Here is a 15,845-nt window from a genome sequence, read left to right as displayed (position 1 = left end):
AGCGCAATCCGTGTGAGGGGGAGTCTCCGCGAGTCCAGCTCTCGCCGTCCCTGTTGAGACTCCCCCTCACCCCAACCCTCTCCCCGCAAGCGGGGCGAGGGAGCAGATCTCACGCGGGGCTTTGATGTTCGACCTGATGGAGCTCGAGCGCGCACATGCGATCGTGGGGCAGGCGGTGCCGGCAACGCCGGCACGCGGCTGGCCTTTGCTCGCTGAGCGGCTCGGCACCGAGGTCGTGGTCAAGCACGAGAACCATACGCCGATCGGCGCCTTCAAGGTGCGCGGCGGGCTGGTCTATCTCGAACGGCTGAAGCGCGAGCGGCCGAATACGGCTGGCATCATCTCGGCGACGCGCGGCAATCACGGCCAGAGCCTCGCGTTTGCGGCCAGCCGCCACGGCGTTCCGGCCGTGATCTACGTGCCGCGCGGCAACTCCGTCGAGAAGAATCGCGCGATGAAGGCCTTCGGCGCCGAGCTGGTCGAGCATGGTGAGGATTTTCAGGCCGCCCGCGAGGAGGCCGAGCGCCGCGCGCAGTTCGCCGGGCTCCACATGGTGCCGTCGTTCCATCCGGACCTCGTGCTGGGCGTTGCAACCTATGCGCTCGAGCTGTTCAAATCGGCGCCGGATCTCGACATTCTCTACGTGCCGATCGGGCAGGGCTCCGGCATCTGCGGTTGCATCATGGCGCGCGACCTGCTCGGCCTGAAGACCGAGATCGTCGGCGTGCAGTCGACCGAAGCGCCGTCCTATGCGCTGTCGTTTGCGGCCGGCAAGATCGTGACGACCGAGACCAGCAACACGCTCGCCGACGGCATGGCGACGCGTATTCCGGACGCGGATGCATTCGCGCTGATCCGCAAGGGCGCCTCGCGCATTGTCCAGGTTACCGACGACGAGGTCGCTGCCGCGATCCGCGCGTACTGGACCGATACGCACAATCTCGCCGAGGGCGCCGGCGCGGCCGCGCTCGCCGCGGCGCTTCAGGAAAAGACCAGGCTGTCAGGCAAACGCGTCGGTCTCGTGCTCTCCGGCGGCAATATCGATTTCGATCTGTTCCGCCGTTGGATCGGAACAGATGCGCCGGCTGCCCAGCGGGCGACGGCGTGACGACGAAAATAGAGGGGACCATCATGAACCAGCCCGCATCCGCCTACTTCATCGAGGACCGCCACGATCCGAACGAGACGCACACGCTCGCAGTGCTCGTGCAGAACGAGCCGGGCGTGCTCGCCCGCGTCATCGGCCTGTTCTCGGGGCGCGGCTACAACATCGAGAGCCTGACGGTCTCGGAGACCGAGGCCCAGAAGCATCTCTCGCGCATCACCATCGTCACCACGGGCACGCCGATGGTGATCGAGCAGATCAAGCACCAGCTCGACCGCATGATCCCGGTCTACCGCGTCGTCGACATGACGCAGACCAGGCGCTCGATCGAGCGCGAGCTGGCGATGGTGAAGGTGCGTGGGCAGGGCGATCACCGCGTCGAGGCGCTGAGGCTCGCGGATGCGTTCCGCGCCCGCGTGATCGACGCCACCACCGAGAGCTTCGTGTTCGAGATCACAGGCAATACGGACAAGATCAACCAGTTTATCGACCTGATGCGCCCGCTCGGCCTCGTCGAGGTTTCGCGCACCGGCGTTGCCGCGATCGGTCGCGGGCCTGAAGGGATGTGAACGATGCTGGCGCGCGACTGGTACTATAACGAGCGGAACCGGATGGGGATCGAGCCCGCGGTGGCATCGATCTACGACAACCACGACGATGCCGATCTGCGGGCGCGCGCCGCGCTGAAAATGCTCGGTGTCCAGCGCGGCTGGCGCATCGCCGATATCGGCTGCGGCAACGGCGTGCTGGCGACGGAAGCGGCTCTGATGGGCGCCGAGGTCGACGCCATCGACATCTCGCCTGCAATGTTGGCGCTCGCTGAAATCTATGCCCGCGACCGCAAGGCGCCCGTGCGCACGCAATCAGCTGGCCTGCTCAGTTTCACCTATCGGCCGGAATCCTACGATCTGATCGTCAGCGAGTTCACGCTGCACCATCTGCCGGATTTCTGGAAGGCGGTGGCGATGTCGCGGATCTATCGAGCGCTCAAGCCGGGGGCGAGCTTCTATCTGCGCGACATCGTCTACGCGTCGATGCCTGATGCCATCGAGCGCGACGTCGAGCAATGGGCTGATTTCCAGATCAAGAACCACGATTTCTCGCGCGGGGGCGTGGTCACGCATATGCGCGACGAATATTCCACCTTCGGCTGGGTGATGGAGCGGATGCTGACCGACGTCGGCTTCACCCTGATCTCGGCCGACTATCACGCACCGATGCACGGCACTTATCTGCTGCGGAAACCGAAAGCCGGCGAGCAAGGCTAGTCCAGAACAACAACAGGGCTGCACGACAGGGCAGAACCGAGAACAACAATGAAGCCGGCCGATATCCTCATCGCCATCCTGGTGGCGGTCATCTGGGGGCTTGCCTTCGTGGCCAGCCGGATCGCGCTCGACGAGTTCTCGCCGGAGCTGATGACGGCGACGCGCTTCGCCATTGCCGCGCTGCCGTGCCTGTTCATTCCCAAGCCGAACATTGCCTGGTCGCTTCTGATGGCAATCAGCTTCACGCTGTTTCTCGGCCAGTTCCTGTCACAGGCCTACGGAATCGCCCATGGCGTTCCGGTCGGGCTGACCAGCGTTGTCGTGCAGAGCCAGGCGCTATTCACCATCGGCTTTGCCGCACTCGCATTCGGCGAGCGCCCGACGGCGATGCAGGCGCTCGGCATCGGCATCGCCGCGGCCGGCCTCCTGATGATCTGCGGCACGGTGGGCTATGATTTCAGCGTTACGGCCTTCGCGGTGCTGATGATCTCGCCGATCTGTTTTGCGGTCGGCAACCTCCTGCTGCGCGGTGCCCGAGGCGCGCCGATGTTCGACCTGTTCGCCTGGCTGTGCCTCACCTCCGCGGTGCCGCTGTTCGCGCTTGCATTGGTCGTCAACGGGCCGGAGCCGACCTGGCATTCGTTGATCCATATGTCGCTCACCGGCCTCATCTGCCTGCTGGTGATCGGCGTCGTCTCGACCAGCATTGCATATTGGCTCTGGGGTCGCCTTTTGCGTGACTATCCGGCCGCCCAGGTGGTGCCGTTCGCACTGCTGGTGCCGTTCGTCGGATCGGCCGCTTCCAGCATCGTGTTCGGTGAAAGGTTCGGACCCCTAAGGCTCGCCGGCATGCTGACCGTGATCGGCGGTATTGCGGTGATGGTGCTGGCAAGGCGCTCGCAGCCGCTGGCGAAGACAGCGTGAGGTGAGCATGTCCCAGTCGCTGCTCTATGCCTTCATCATCTTCGCACTCGTGATGTTCTTCACGCCGGGCCCGAACAACATCATGCTGCTGTCGTCGGGGCTGACCTACGGCTTCCGTCGCACCATTCCGCACATCGCCGGCATCACCATCGGCTTCGCCTTCATGGTCGGCGCCGTCGGTCTCGGGCTCGGCACGGTGTTCCTGGCCTATCCGATCCTTCAAACCATTCTGAAATATGCCGGCGCCGCCTACCTGATTTATCTGGCCGCCGCGATCGCGTTGTCCGGTCCGGCCAAGCCGGGTGAGGAGGGGGCCCGCGGCCCGATGACCTTCTGGGGTGCGGCCATGTTCCAATGGATCAACGCCAAGGGCTGGGTGATCGTGATCGGCACCATCACCGCCTATGCGGCGATCGCCCAGTTCCCCCTGAACATTGCGATCCAGACCCTGATCAGCCTGCTGGTGGGCACGGCCTCGACCGTGGTCTGGGCCTTCTTCGGCACTGCACTGCGACCGGTCCTGAGCTCCGGGCGGCTGGTGCGCGCCTTCAATATCCTGATGGCGATCCTGCTCTTGGCATCGCTCTACCCCGTCTTCATGGATGCATGATGCCGCAGTTTTCCATGCAGAAACGGGTTTCCCAGGGGCCCGAAAATGCTCTAGACAGCCCCCGAAATCCGCAAATTTCACCGTCCGAGACCTGACCAACGGCCGATTCTGGCCCCTAACGAGGAAACGACTATGCGTGTTTATTACGATCGCGACGCCGACCTGAACCTGATCAAGGGCAAGAAGGTCGCCATCGTCGGCTATGGCAGCCAAGGCCACGCCCATGCGCTCAACCTGAAGGACTCCGGCGTCAAGGAAGTGGCGATTGCGCTGCGCAAGGGGTCGGCCTCGGCCAAGAAGGCGGAGAACGCCGGCTTCAAGGTGATGGAAGTCGCCGAAGCCGCCAAATGGGCCGACCTCGTCATGATGCTGACCCCGGACGAGCTCCAGGGCGACATCTACCGTGAGCACCTGCACGACAACATGAAGAAGGGGGGCAGCGCTCGTCTTCGCGCACGGCCTCAACGTTCACTTCAACCTGCTCGACCCGCGCGCCGACCTCGACGTGCTGATGATCGCGCCGAAGGGCCCCGGCCACACCGTACGCTCGGAGTATCAGCGCGGCGGCGGCGTGCCCTGCCTGATCGCGATCGCAAAGGACGTCTCGGGCAACGCCCATGACCTCGGCCTGTCCTACGCCTCGGCGATCGGCGGCGGCCGCGCCGGCATCATCGAGACCACCTTCAAGGAAGAGTGCGAGACCGACCTGTTCGGCGAGCAAGTCGTGCTCTGCGGCGGCCTGGTCGAGCTGATCAAGGGCGGCTACGAGACTCTGGTCGAAGCTGGCTACGCCCCGGAGATGGCCTATTTCGAGTGCCTGCACGAAGTGAAGCTGATCGTCGACCTGATCTATGAAGGCGGCATCGCCAACATGAACTACTCGATCTCCAACACGGCCGAGTATGGCGAGTACGTCACCGGTCCGCGCATCGTGACGGCGGAGACCAAGGCCGAGATGAAGCGCGTTCTCGCCGACATCCAGGGCGGCAAGTTCGCCCGCGACTGGATGCTCGAGAACAAGGTCAACCAGACCTCGTTCAAGGCGACCCGCGCCAAGCTCGCCCAGCACCCGATCGAGGAAGTCGGCGCCAAGCTGCGCGACATGATGCCCTGGATCAAGAAGGGCGCGCTGGTCGACAAGTCGAAGAACTGACGGCTTGCTTTCCCCGGATGCAGCGCGACGCGGAGTGCTGCGCTGCTGATCCGGGGTCCATTGCTGTTTCTGGGTCCCGGCTCTGCGGCGCATCGCTTGCGCGCTGCACCGCGTCCGGGACAAGAGAGCGAAAACACAAGCTTTGCTCGCCAAACCAGTTCTTAAACCTTCGCGACTATATTCGAGCGAGATCGCAAACAGCGGTCTCGCTCTTTACATCTCGCGCGAAGCATTGCTGCTTCATTCAAATTTTTCGCGAGCTGAAGCGCCGTCTGAGTGCGAAGAACTGACGCTTAAACCACATTCTTGGTCTCGCGTCGTTTCTCAGGACTTCCCGCAAGCTTTCGAACGGAAAAACGCCAGCGCCTTCAGGGTCTAGGATTGCGCTCTTCATCCGAGTTCTCATCGAGCGCTCTCTCGCGTCGCGACGCTCGCGTGCCGCTTCATCTTAAGAGCCGGCATTTGCTGGTGCGTTCTTGACCGCTAGCTATTGCGCTTCGACGATCCGCCTGGTCGGGCGCGAGGCCATCGCGATCAGCCGCAGTGCCATCACAGCGAGGAGCGGGACGAGGAAGGCGGCATGGAGCGGCATCGCCGGCATGGCCATTTTCCGCGCTGGGGCGTGGAGGAGGGCGAGGTCGACCGGATGGCGGAGGGGGTGATCGACCTGTTCATCGCAGGGATTGCGAAGCCGACCCGCGGCACCTGACCTGCCCGATCTCATGGTGAGGAGCGCGCACTTGCGCGCGTCTGGCGGACGCCGCTTCGCATCGCGGCGAGAACCATGCAGGGCCCTGCTGTTGATCAGGGCCCAGCCCTTCGAGACGCCCGCTTAGCGGGCTCCTCAGGGTGAGGGGATAGAGCGAGGCGTGCGGCGCTTCGCCGCTCACCCATAATTGGCGAGGGTCGGATCGCAGCGCGCGTTGCCTGTTCTTGACGGTTCCGTTACAGTTTTGTGACACGGTGCAGGTTTCCGGCTGTACCGGACGTCCTGGCCGCCTTGAGGCCGGCCCGGATAGCTAGGCATCACCGCGCCGGACCTAAAGTTGCGTGTCGTCGATGGCGTCCGCGCCCAATCCAGGTCCTTCTGCCACGACCGCCGTGCTGGCGAGCGTCGCCGCGCTCGGCATCTGGCGGCTGCTCGCCGTTGCAGCGCCGCATCTCGCAGCGCTCGCGCTGATGTACGAGACAGAGACCGATTTCGGCTCACGGCTTTCCTTCGCGCTGGCCTGGGGCATCCTCAACTTCTTCTGGATCACGCTGCTGCGGCGGCCCGCGCTCTCGGGCGCGCTGTCGCTGACCATGGTCGTCGTGCTGGTGCTGCTGTCGCGGCTCAAGCACGACGTCGTGCAGATGACGGTCAACTTCATCGATCTGATGATGATCGACCGCGACACGGTCGCGTTCCTGTTCACGATCTTCCCGAACCTGCGCTGGTCGGTAATCCTGGCCGGCCTCGTCATGCTGCCGCTGATGTATGCGCTGTGGTGGCTCGATCCGTTCCGCATCCGCCGCCTGCCTGCGTTCGCCTGCAAGCTCGCTTGTCTTGCCGCGCTCGTCGGCTATTCGCTCTATCATCCCGACGAAGCCTGGCGCGGCTATTACGACGACGGCTATCTCTCGAAGTTCTTCCGCTCCGGCGTCACCGCGGTCTCCGACTTCGTGCAGTACGGCTTCATGGAATCGGCGGCCTCGACCAATGAGCGGCTCAACATGCCGCTCGTCGATGCCTGCCATCCGGCCGGCCGCAGGCCGAACATCATCATGATCCATGATGAATCGAGCTTCGACATCCGCGCCGCGCAGGGCATCAAGGTGCCCCCGGGCTATGGCAGTCACTTCAAGTCCTGGGACGGCAAGGAGCGCACGTTCCTAGCCGAGAGCAACGGCGGCCCGAGTTGGTTCACCGAATACAACGTGCTCGCGGGCCTTTCTTCGCGCTCATTCGGCCGCTTCGCCTATTTCGTGACGCGCATCGCATCCGGCCGCGTCGAGCGCGGACTTCCGCTAGCGCTGCGCCGCTGCGGCTATGACACCATGTCGCTCTATCCCGCCCATGGCGGCTTCATGGGCGCGCGCAGCTTTCAGATGACGACCGGAATCGAACGCTTCCTCGACTCGAAGGATCTCGGCGCCAAGGATGTCGAGCCCGATAGCTTCTTCTACGACAAGGCGCTTCGATTGATGGGTCAGCAGCCGCCGAACAAGCCGCTGTTCACCTTCATCTATCTCGGCGCCAATCATTTCCCCTGGGAGACGCGCTTCCGCCCCGATCTGCTGCCGAGTTGGGGCGCGCCGGGCAATCTACCGTCCATCGACGAGTATCTGCGCCGGCAGGCGATGAGCGCCGAGCAGTACAAGGCTTTTGTCGCGGGCCTGAAGAAGAAATTTCCGGGCGACCCCTTCCTGATCGTGCGCTATGGCGATCATCAGCCTGAGTTCGCGCCGAGCATCCTCGAGCCAGGGCTCGACGAAGGCGGTATCGGCAAGAAGCTCGACGCTTACGATCCGCGTCTCTACGCGACTTACTATGCGATCGACGCCGTCAATTTCGAACCGGTGAAGAGCGACGCAGTGATGGACACGATCGACGGCCCCTATCTGCCGCTGGTCATCCAGGAAGCCGCCGGCATTCCGCTCGATCCGTCCTTCGCCGAGCAGAAGCAGATCATGCTCCGCTGCAAGGGCATCTTCTACGGCTGCAAGGACGGCGCGGAAGCGCGGCGGCTGAACCGGCTGCTGATCACTGCCGGGATGATCAGGGGGCTGTAACGGCTCTTCGCTACGCTAGACCTCAACGTTGCGGCGCTCGACGTCGAGCACACTGCGCTCCCTCCCCCCTTGCGGTCCCCGGAAGGGGGGAGGGAACGGAGAGAGCGCGCGATGGCGCGCGCCCTACCGCTTGCCCACCTTCTCCCACAGCCACTTCGCCACCGCATCCGGCGACGAATTCGCGTCGTTGCCGCTGGCGCGCAGGTTTGCCTCGCGCATCGTGGCGATGTCGATCTTGCCGAGCAGCGGCTTGAGTGCAGTCTGCAATCGCTCGTCACTGGCGCGCTTTGGTGCGAGCAGCAGAATCGCGTCGTAGGGCGGGATCGCGTGCCTGGGATCGTCGAGCACGACGAGATCGTATTTCGCGATCAGCCCGTCGCTGGTGTAGCCGGCGATCACGTCGACCTCGCCGCTCGCGACCGCGGCATACATGAAGTCGGGCTGCATTTGGCGCTGCGCGCGGAACGAAAGGCCATAGGCCTTTTGCAGCGCCGCCCATTCGGGCCGCGAGAAGAACTCGTAGTCGCCGGCGATCGACATCATCGATGCGTGCGCGGCGAGATCGGCGATGCTGTGGATGCCAAGTGCCTCGGCGCGTTTCTTCGGCATCACCAGGGCATAGGCATTCTCGAAGCCGAGCTCGCCGAGCAGGGTGATGTTCTCCTTCGCGAGTGTTGTCTTCAGCTCCGCCAACAGTTCCGTACGCGGCTTGATGTCGGTGCGATGCAGCTGGTTGGACCAGAGCGTGCCGGAATAGTCGACATAGAGATCGATGTCGCCCGCCTTCAGCGCCTCGAAAATCACGCTGGAGCCTAGGCCTGACCGCGCGGCAGCGGAGAGACCGGCGGCCTCGAGGCGGTCCGTCAGCAGGGCCGACAGTACATATTGCTCGGCAAAAGTCTTGGCGCCGACGACATAGCTCTGCGACGAACGCCCCATCGACGGCACCAGCGTTGCGGCGACCAGCGCCGCGATCCCGACCGCGCCGAGCCCGGTGCGCAGGCGGCTGCGGCGGCGCAAGCCGCTCTCGATCAGGCCGAGCAGCTGATCGACGGCAAGCGCCAGCAGGGCCGAAGCGAAGCAGCCGAACAGCACGAACACCCAGTTCTGGGTCTGGAGCCCGGCAAAGATGTAGTTGCCGAGGCTGGTCTGCCCAATCGGGGTCGAGAGCGTCGCGGTGCCGATCACCCACACCGCGGCGGTGCGGATGCCCGCCATCATCACTGGCAGGGCCAGCGGCAGCTCGACCATCACGAGCGACTGCTGCGGAGTCATCCCGACGCCCTTGGCGGCTTCGATCAACGCGGGATCGATGCCGTTGAGGCCGGTGATGCCATTGCGCAGCACCGGTAGCATCGAATAGAGCGCGAGCGCCAGCATGGCCGGCAGGAAGCCGAAGGCGGAGAAGGAGACGCCGAACCAGGCGAGTGTCACCGAGGCGGCGAGCAGCAGCAGCGGATAGAACAGCGCGAGCAGCGCCAGTCCCGGCACCGTCTGCACGATGCTGGCGAGCGCGAGCAGGATGGCGCGCGGCGCCGGGCGGTTGCGCGTCAGGATCGCGAGCGGCAGGCTGACGACGAGGCCAAGTGCGAGGGCGGCAAGACTGACCCGCACATGGTTGCCGAGATAATCCGCGAGATGCGACAGCGCCTCGCCCCAGCGTGGATCGGCGAACAAGCTCATGCCGCACCACTCTGCGGCAGCAGCGCGTTCAGCCGCTCGACCTGGCGACGCGGCGTCCGCAATAGTTCTAGCACATAGGCATCGCTGCTCTTTGACAGCTCCGCCGGCGTGCCCTGCGCGAGCATCTTTCCGCCTCGCATCACTGCGATACGATCGGCAAGCAGGATCGCCTCCGTCATGTCGTGTGTGATCATCACGGTGGTCAGGCCGAGCTTGCGATGCAGCGAACGATAGTCGTCGCCGAGCGCGTCGCGGGTGAGCGGATCGAGCGCGCCGAACGGCTCGTCCATCAGCACGATGCGGGGCTTTGCCGCGAGCGCACGCGCCACGCCGACGCGTTGGCGCTGGCCGCCCGAGAGCGCCTCCGGAAGCCGGTCATGGTGCGCAGCTCCGTCGAGCTGCACGAGATCGAGCAACTCGCCGACCCGCGCGGCGATGTCCGCGGCCGCCACGCCGAGCAGTTTTGGCGTGATCCCGATATTGTCGGCGACGCTCAGATGCGGAAACAGCCCGCCGCTCTGGAAGACGTAGCCGATCCGTCGCCGCACTGCGACCGGATCGACGCTTCGGACATCCTCTCCCTCGACCGTGATGCTGCCGCCGTCGGCCTCGATCAGTCGATTGGCGAGCCGCAGAAGCGTGCTCTTGCCCGACCCCGAGCCTCCGACGATGGCTACAAACTCGCCCTCGGCGACGTCGAGCGACACGTCATCGACGGCCTTGAGGGGACCGAAGCGCTTGGTGACGTGGGTGTAGCCAATCATCGGCCTGGAGGGCATCGGGCGGGGTTCTTTTGCTTACCCTCCGGGGAGGGTGAAGGGGATGACGAGACCTATGCGTACCACGCTTGGCCGGTTGATTGAACTTGGCGGCGCGAGCGGCTAAGGCATCGGTCCAAGTTCGGAGGGAACATATGTCAACACCCACGGCAGTGGCGCTGGAAGATGCCGAGGTCGCGTTCCGGCTGGGGGACGGGCGCGTCTACACCGCGGTGGAGAAGGCCCATCTCGCGGTCGCGCAAGGCGAGTTCGTCGCCATTGTCGGCCCGACCGGCTGCGGGAAATCGACGTTGCTCAACGTCGCGGCCGGGCTGCTGAAGCCGGCCGCCGGCAGCGTCAAGATTTTCGACCGGCCGCTCGCGGGGCTGAACCGGGACGCCGGCTACCTGTTCCAGGCCGATGCGCTCTTTCCCTGGAAGACCGCGCTCGACAATGTCGCGATCGGGCTCGAGATCAGGGGCACGCCGCGGGCCGAGGCACTGCCGCGGGCGCAGAAATGGCTGACGTCCGTCGGCCTCGGGGCCTTCGCCAATCGCTATCCGCACATGCTCTCGGGCGGCCAGCGCAAGCGTGTGGCGCTGGCGCAGGTCTTGATCCGCGATCCAAAAATCCTCCTGATGGACGAACCGTTCGGGCCGCTCGATGCGCAGACGCGCCAGGTGATGGGCAATCTGCTGCTCGATCTCTGGAACGCCGACCGCAAGGCGGTGCTGTTCGTCACGCATGATCTCGAAGAGGCGATCGCGCTTGCCGATCGCGTCGTCATCATGTCGGCGGGGCCGTCCTCGCGCATCATCGGCGACTGGCGCGTGACGCTGCCGCGCCCGCGCGACATCTTCGAGGTGAGGCTGGACAAGGAGTTCCATGCGCTCCATCGCGAGATCTGGAGCCTGCTCAAGGACGAGGTGATGAAGGGTTACGCGCAGTCCACCCAGGCGGCGGAGGCGGTCTGATGTCGCGCGTGACGCTGCTTGCGCTGCAAGTGCTGGTCGCCATTGTCTGCATCGCGCTGTGGCAGGTGCTGTCGACCGTGCCGGTGTTCGGCAAGATCGTGCTGCCGCCGTTCTTCTTCTCCAACCCCGTCGATGTGTTCAGCCAGATCGTGAAGTGGTTTGCGACCGGCGTGATCTGGAAGCATCTCGCGATCACGCTCTGGGAATCCATCCTCGCCTTCGTGATCGGCTCGGTCGGCGGCGTCCTGGTTGGCTTCTGGTTTGCGCGGCAGCCGCTGGTCGCGGCGGTGTTCGACCCCTACGTGAAGATGGCCAACGCGTTGCCGCGCGTCGTGCTGGCGCCGATCTTCGCGCTGTGGCTTGGCCTCGGCATCTGGTCCAAGGTCGCGCTCGGCGTGACGCTGGTGTTCTTCATCGTGTTCTTCAACGTCTATCAGGGCGTCAAGGAGGTCAGCCGTACCGTGCTCGACAATGGCCGCATGCTCGGCATGAGCGAGCGGCAGCTGATGCAGCACGTCTACTGGCCGTCGGCGCTGTCCTGGATGTTTTCCTCACTGCACACTTCGGTCGGCTTCGCCGTGGTCGGCGCGGTCGTCGGCGAGTATCTGGGATCGGCAGCAGGGCTCGGTTATCTGATCCAGCAGGCCGAAGGCGTGTTCGACGTTGCCGGCGTGTTTGCCGGCATGTTCGTGCTGTCAGCCTTCGTGATCCTGATCGACTTTGGCGTCACGCTGGCCGAGCGTCGCCTCCTGGTGTGGCGGCCGACCGCATCGGATGGGCGCGGCTAGTTAAGGGGCGGGGCCCCGCGCATCGGCGCGAGCTCCGGATCGCGAAGGCTTAATCCAGCAGCTTGATGTCGTCGGGCGCCTGCGGCGGCGTCTTGATCGCGATCGCCTTGACATGTCCGCTGATCGGCTTGGTGCCGCCATGCGGCGTGCCCTTCGGAATGATGACGAGGTCGCCCGGCTTTACCGTCACTTCCTTGTCGCCGAGCCAGATCGTTCCGGTCCCATCCAGGATGTATTGGATCTCGTTGGTGTTGGGATGCAGGTGCTTGGGCACATTGCCGACCTGGATCGACACGGTGGCGCCGTCGGCGGTCATGAACGTCTTGGAGCGGTAGCCGACCTTGTTGGCGGGGCCTAGCGCGTCGCCTCCCATCTCGCCGGTATGGATGATCTGCGCGGTGATGCTCTCGGCGGCGAGCGCCGGCCCGAGCAGGTAGGTCGCGCCGCATCCGGCGGCAAAGGCGGCAGCGATCGACAGCCCGGCAGCAAGGCGATTCATGGTGATCCTCCCAATCAAGGATTGTTGTTGTGCGCGCATGCTATTGCGCCGAAAGACCGATGACCAGTGCCTTGGGTTGTGCTTCTCAAGCCAGCCGTGCTGCTCTATGGTGCCGCCCGCCGAACGGAGGAAACCAATGAAGAACACGATTGCCAGGCTCGCCGGCGCGCTGCTCGCGCTGACGCTCACGACCGGTTTTGCCGCGGCGCAAAGCAAGGTCACCATTGCGGTCGGAGGCGGGGCCTGCCTGTGCTATTTGCCGACGGTGCTGGCAAAGCAGCTCGGCGAGTACGAAAAGGCCGGTCTCAACGTCGAGCTCGTGGACCTCAAGGGCGGCTCGGACGCGCTCAAGGCCGTGCTCGGCGGCAGCGCCGATGTGGTCTCCGGCTATTTCGACCATTGCGTCAACCTCGCGGCTAAGAAGCAGGAGCTCCAGGCCTTCGTGGTTTATGACCGCTATCCCGGTCTCGTGCTGGTGGTCGCGCCGTCGCGGACCAATGACATCAAGTCGGTCAAGGACCTTGCCGGCAAGAAGGTCGGCGTCAGCGCGCCCGGCTCTTCCACCGACTTCTTCCTGAAATATCTCCTCAAGAAGAACGGGCTCGATCCCGCCGGCACTGCTGTGATCGGCGTCGGCCTCGGCGCCACCGCGGTCGCCGCGATGGAGCAGGGGCAGCTCGACGCGGCCGTGATGCTCGACCCTTCCGTCACCGTGCTCCAGGGCAGCCACAAGGATTTGCGTATCCTGAGCGACACCCGCACCCAGAAGGACACACTCGAGACCTTCGGCGGCGAATATCCAGGCGGGGCCCTGTACTCGACCGCGGCCTGGGTTGCAGGCCACGAGAAGGAAACGCAGGCGCTCACCAATGCGATGCTGAGCACGCTTGCCTGGATCCATTCGCATTCGCCCGAAGAGATCATGGCGAAGATGCCCGACGAGATGGTCGGCAAGAACAAGGATCTCTATCTCGCCGCGTTGAAGAACACGATCCCGATGTTCTCCGAAACCGGCAAGATGGACCCGAAGGGCGCGGACGCAGTGCTCGCGGTGTTCAGCGTCGGCTCGCCCGAGGTGGCCAACGCCAAGATCGACGTCAGCAAGACCTTCACCAACACGTTCGTCGACCAAGCCAAGAAGACCACGGGGAACGCCAAATAACTGACGCGAAGGTGTTGTAGTCAGGCGTCATGACGTCACCGGTCATTCATCGCGTCACGACGCTTGATCTTGCCGTACGCCCGATCGCGTGGCCGTTCGCGGAGGAACGGCGTGCCGAGATCGCGGCGCATTTCGCCGAGAAGCAACGGGAGCGGCCGAAGATCTGGAACGGCCGCGTCCTGCTCGGTCGCGACGCCGTGTTCACGGACGGCCATCTCTCAGCAACCTATTTCGAAACCGATTTCGCGAGCTTCCTTGCCTGGCGCGACTGGGGCTTTCCTGATCCGGCCGTGTTCAACGGCTTCGGCATGGGCGCGCTGCGCACCTCCGACGGCGCCTTCGTCATGGGCGAGATGGCGCAGCACACCGCGAACGCGGGCCGCATCTATTTCCCCTCGGGCACGCCGGACCTCGACGACGTCAGGGACGGCACACTCGATATCCCCGGCAGCGTCGTGCGCGAGATCGGGGAGGAGACCGGCCTGACCACGACCGACTACCGGGCCGAGCCGGTTTGGCACTGTGTTGTCACCGGTCCGTCGATTGCAATGATACAGGTCCTCAACCTGGATATGCCGGGCGAGGTGGCCCGTGCCCGGATCGAAGCGAATCTCGCGCGCGAGGCCGAACCGGAGCTGTCGGTCATTCATCTCGTGCGCGGGATGAGCGATCTCACGCCGTCCATGCCGCGATTTGTCACGGCGTTCGTCGAGCGGCAGTTCGCGTCGCGCTGATGCGCGAGGCTTGACATCGCATCGCCTAGCCCATGTGATGGGCAAAAAGAAAAGCAAAAAAGAATGCAATGCACAATCGTCCAGGGAGGTTTTGATGCGCTTGCGCGTGGCTGCCCGCATGGCGTGTGGGCTGATGGTCGCGATTGCGACAACGGGTCTGGCGGTGTCCGCCCAGGCTCAGGACAAGAAGATCAAGATCGGCGTCATTTTTGACCTGACCGGCCCGCTCGCCGGCGGCGGATCCGAGCTCGAATATATCGGCACCAAGATCATCCTCGACCATTTCAAGCAGAGCGGCGTCGAGGGTTACAAGGTCGAGGCTGTCTACGCCGATGCCCAAAGCAAGCCCGACGTCGCCATCAACGAGTCCGTCCGCCTGCTCGAGCAGGAGAAGGTGGACATGGTGCTCGGCTTCTTCTCCTCCGCGCAATGCGTGCCGGTCGCCGCTCGCGTCGAGCAGCTGAAGAAGTTCATGTGGATGACGACGTGCATCTCGTCCGCCGTCTTCGCCGACAAGAACTACAAATACGTCTTCCGTCCGCAGGCGAGCGGCGACCAGTTCGGTGCGATGACGATGGATTTCATCGCGCAGAACGCCAAGACGAAGCTGGGCAAGGAGCCGAAGGACCTCCGCGTCGCCATCATCCACGAGGACGGCTCCTACGGCGTCGACGTCTCCAAGGGCAATGAGGCTGGCGCGAAGAAGGCCGGCTTCAACGTGGTGCTGAAGGAGGGTTATTCGGCGACCGCACCGGATCTCTCCGCGCTGGTGACCAAGCTCAAGCGCGCCAAGCCCGACGTGATCTTCCATACCGGCTACAATCCCGACATCACGCTTCTGCTCCGCCAGGCCCGCGAGCAGGGCCTGAAGTTCGCAGCTCTCGTCGGTCATGGCGCCGGCTACGGCGTCTATGAGAAGCTCAAGGAAGGGATGGGGACTGACGCGAACTACATCTTCAACACCGACCCGATCTCGATCTGGCTCGCCAACCAGAAGACGATGGATCCGAAGCTCGCGCCGGTCATCAAGATGGTTGGCGAGGAGTTCGACAAGATCAAGCCGGGCGTAGCAATCCGCTCCGCGCATGTCGGCATCGGCGCATCCAACACCTATGTCTTCATGAACGACGTGCTGCCGCGCGCGATCAAGAAATATGGCGGCGTCGATCCTGACGCGTTGCGCAAGGCGGCGCTCGACACCGACATCCCCGAAGGCGGCACCATGCTCGGCTTTGGCGTGAAGTTCTATGGCGAGGGCACGCCCATGGCCGGGCAGAACGAGCGCTCGTTCCCGGTCGTGATCCAGTATATCGACGACAAGTCCTCTGTGGTGTGGCCCAAGAGCCAGGCGCAGCGCGAGGCCGTGCTGCCGCTGCCGAAGGGCACCACCTACAGCAACCAGTAGCGGCGGAGTG

The 15,845-nt window shown here is 64.3% G+C and carries 15 protein-coding genes and 1 pseudogene; 13 read left to right on the top strand and 3 right to left on the bottom strand.

The window, feature by feature from the left end; translation table 11 throughout:
- The first annotated feature begins 124 nt into the window (after positions 1-124).
- The 8 genes and pseudogenes from AC630_RS10055 to AC630_RS10025 all read left to right on the top strand — a co-directional run bounded on the left by AC630_RS10055 (position 125) and on the right by AC630_RS10025 (position 7,832).
- A complete protein-coding gene (locus AC630_RS10055; protein ID WP_074118382.1) occupies positions 125-1,108 on the top strand; it encodes a threonine dehydratase in 984 nt (327 codons plus the stop codon).
- A 23-nt stretch (positions 1,109-1,131) separates the two neighbouring features.
- Entirely contained in the window at positions 1,132-1,674 is a 543-nt protein-coding gene (gene ilvN, locus AC630_RS10050; RefSeq protein ID WP_074118410.1) for an acetolactate synthase small subunit, read from the top strand.
- A gap of 3 nt (positions 1,675-1,677) precedes the next feature.
- On the top strand, positions 1,678-2,373 hold the full coding sequence (locus tag AC630_RS10045) for a class I SAM-dependent methyltransferase (protein ID WP_074118381.1): 696 nt from the start codon (positions 1,678-1,680) through the stop codon (positions 2,371-2,373).
- Positions 2,374-2,421: 48 nt separating this feature from the next.
- Complete coding sequence (locus tag AC630_RS10040; RefSeq protein ID WP_074118380.1) at positions 2,422-3,297, top strand: EamA family transporter; 876 nt, start codon at positions 2,422-2,424, stop codon at positions 3,295-3,297.
- A gap of 7 nt (positions 3,298-3,304) precedes the next feature.
- Positions 3,305-3,907, top strand: a complete 603-nt coding sequence (locus AC630_RS10035) for a LysE family translocator (protein WP_074118379.1) — start codon at positions 3,305-3,307, stop codon at positions 3,905-3,907.
- Between the two features lie 132 nt (positions 3,908-4,039).
- A pseudogene (gene ilvC, locus AC630_RS10030) lies at positions 4,040-5,060 on the top strand (ketol-acid reductoisomerase).
- A gap of 580 nt (positions 5,061-5,640) precedes the next feature.
- On the top strand, positions 5,641-5,769 hold the full coding sequence (locus tag AC630_RS47775; protein WP_283808405.1) for a hypothetical protein: 129 nt from the start codon (positions 5,641-5,643) through the stop codon (positions 5,767-5,769).
- A 350-nt stretch (positions 5,770-6,119) separates the two neighbouring features.
- Entirely contained in the window at positions 6,120-7,832 is a 1,713-nt protein-coding gene (locus AC630_RS10025; RefSeq protein WP_074118378.1) for a sulfatase-like hydrolase/transferase, read from the top strand.
- A gap of 123 nt (positions 7,833-7,955) precedes the next feature.
- Here the strand turns inward: AC630_RS10025 and AC630_RS10020 are convergent, their stop codons facing one another.
- Both AC630_RS10020 and AC630_RS10015 read right to left on the bottom strand, forming a co-directional pair.
- Entirely contained in the window at positions 7,956-9,515 is a 1,560-nt protein-coding gene (locus tag AC630_RS10020) for a glycine betaine ABC transporter substrate-binding protein (RefSeq protein WP_074118377.1), read from the bottom strand.
- A complete protein-coding gene (locus tag AC630_RS10015) occupies positions 9,512-10,294 on the bottom strand; it encodes an ATP-binding cassette domain-containing protein (protein WP_074118376.1) in 783 nt (260 codons plus the stop codon). The genes AC630_RS10020 and AC630_RS10015 overlap by 4 nt, the downstream gene beginning before the upstream one ends.
- 134 nt (positions 10,295-10,428) lie before the next feature.
- Here AC630_RS10015 and AC630_RS10010 point away from each other — a divergent pair, with 134 nt between their 5' ends.
- Together AC630_RS10010 and AC630_RS10005 are read left to right on the top strand one after the other, a co-directional pair.
- Entirely contained in the window at positions 10,429-11,247 is an 819-nt protein-coding gene (locus AC630_RS10010; protein WP_074118375.1) for an ABC transporter ATP-binding protein, read from the top strand.
- Positions 11,247-12,035, top strand: a complete 789-nt coding sequence (locus AC630_RS10005) for an ABC transporter permease (RefSeq protein ID WP_074118374.1) — start codon at positions 11,247-11,249, stop codon at positions 12,033-12,035. The genes AC630_RS10010 and AC630_RS10005 overlap by 1 nt, the downstream gene beginning before the upstream one ends.
- A 49-nt stretch (positions 12,036-12,084) precedes the next feature.
- Here the strand turns inward: AC630_RS10005 and AC630_RS10000 are convergent, their stop codons facing one another.
- Positions 12,085-12,534, bottom strand: coding sequence for a cupin domain-containing protein (locus AC630_RS10000; protein ID WP_074118373.1), 450 nt, complete (start codon positions 12,532-12,534; stop codon positions 12,085-12,087).
- Between the two features lie 136 nt (positions 12,535-12,670).
- Here AC630_RS10000 and AC630_RS09995 point away from each other — a divergent pair, with 136 nt between their 5' ends.
- The 3 genes from AC630_RS09995 (at position 12,671) to AC630_RS09985 (ending at position 15,835) form a co-directional block, all read left to right on the top strand.
- On the top strand, positions 12,671-13,696 hold the full coding sequence (locus tag AC630_RS09995; protein ID WP_074118372.1) for an ABC transporter substrate-binding protein: 1,026 nt from the start codon (positions 12,671-12,673) through the stop codon (positions 13,694-13,696).
- 29 nt (positions 13,697-13,725) lie between these two features.
- Positions 13,726-14,430, top strand: coding sequence for a hypothetical protein (locus AC630_RS09990; protein ID WP_074118371.1), 705 nt, complete (start codon positions 13,726-13,728; stop codon positions 14,428-14,430).
- Between the two features lie 94 nt (positions 14,431-14,524).
- A complete protein-coding gene (locus AC630_RS09985) occupies positions 14,525-15,835 on the top strand; it encodes an ABC transporter substrate-binding protein (RefSeq protein ID WP_074118409.1) in 1,311 nt (436 codons plus the stop codon).
- The last annotated feature ends 10 nt before the right edge of the window (positions 15,836-15,845 follow it).

The sequence above is a fragment of the Bradyrhizobium sp. AS23.2 genome (genome assembly GCF_001908185.1).
Classification (GTDB): domain Bacteria; phylum Pseudomonadota; class Alphaproteobacteria; order Rhizobiales; family Xanthobacteraceae; genus Bradyrhizobium.
This window is presented reverse-complemented; position numbering and strand designations above follow the sequence as displayed.

Coding starts and splice junctions, on each gene's coding strand:
- AC630_RS10055 (WP_074118382.1), top strand. CDS start 125: ATGTTCGACCTGATGGAGCTCGAGCGCGCACATGCGATCGTGGGGCAG.
- ilvN (WP_074118410.1), top strand. CDS start 1,132: ATGAACCAGCCCGCATCCGCCTACTTCATCGAGGACCGCCACGATCCG.
- AC630_RS10045 (WP_074118381.1), top strand. CDS start 1,678: ATGCTGGCGCGCGACTGGTACTATAACGAGCGGAACCGGATGGGGATC.
- AC630_RS10040 (WP_074118380.1), top strand. CDS start 2,422: ATGAAGCCGGCCGATATCCTCATCGCCATCCTGGTGGCGGTCATCTGG.
- AC630_RS10035 (WP_074118379.1), top strand. CDS start 3,305: ATGTCCCAGTCGCTGCTCTATGCCTTCATCATCTTCGCACTCGTGATG.
- AC630_RS47775 (WP_283808405.1), top strand. CDS start 5,641: ATGGAGCGGCATCGCCGGCATGGCCATTTTCCGCGCTGGGGCGTGGAG.
- AC630_RS10025 (WP_074118378.1), top strand. CDS start 6,120: ATGGCGTCCGCGCCCAATCCAGGTCCTTCTGCCACGACCGCCGTGCTG.
- AC630_RS10020 (WP_074118377.1), bottom strand. CDS start 9,515: ATGAGCTTGTTCGCCGATCCACGCTGGGGCGAGGCGCTGTCGCATCTC.
- AC630_RS10015 (WP_074118376.1), bottom strand. CDS start 10,294: ATGCCCTCCAGGCCGATGATTGGCTACACCCACGTCACCAAGCGCTTC.
- AC630_RS10010 (WP_074118375.1), top strand. CDS start 10,429: ATGTCAACACCCACGGCAGTGGCGCTGGAAGATGCCGAGGTCGCGTTC.
- AC630_RS10005 (WP_074118374.1), top strand. CDS start 11,247: ATGTCGCGCGTGACGCTGCTTGCGCTGCAAGTGCTGGTCGCCATTGTC.
- AC630_RS10000 (WP_074118373.1), bottom strand. CDS start 12,534: ATGAATCGCCTTGCTGCCGGGCTGTCGATCGCTGCCGCCTTTGCCGCC.
- AC630_RS09995 (WP_074118372.1), top strand. CDS start 12,671: ATGAAGAACACGATTGCCAGGCTCGCCGGCGCGCTGCTCGCGCTGACG.
- AC630_RS09990 (WP_074118371.1), top strand. CDS start 13,726: ATGACGTCACCGGTCATTCATCGCGTCACGACGCTTGATCTTGCCGTA.
- AC630_RS09985 (WP_074118409.1), top strand. CDS start 14,525: ATGCGCTTGCGCGTGGCTGCCCGCATGGCGTGTGGGCTGATGGTCGCG.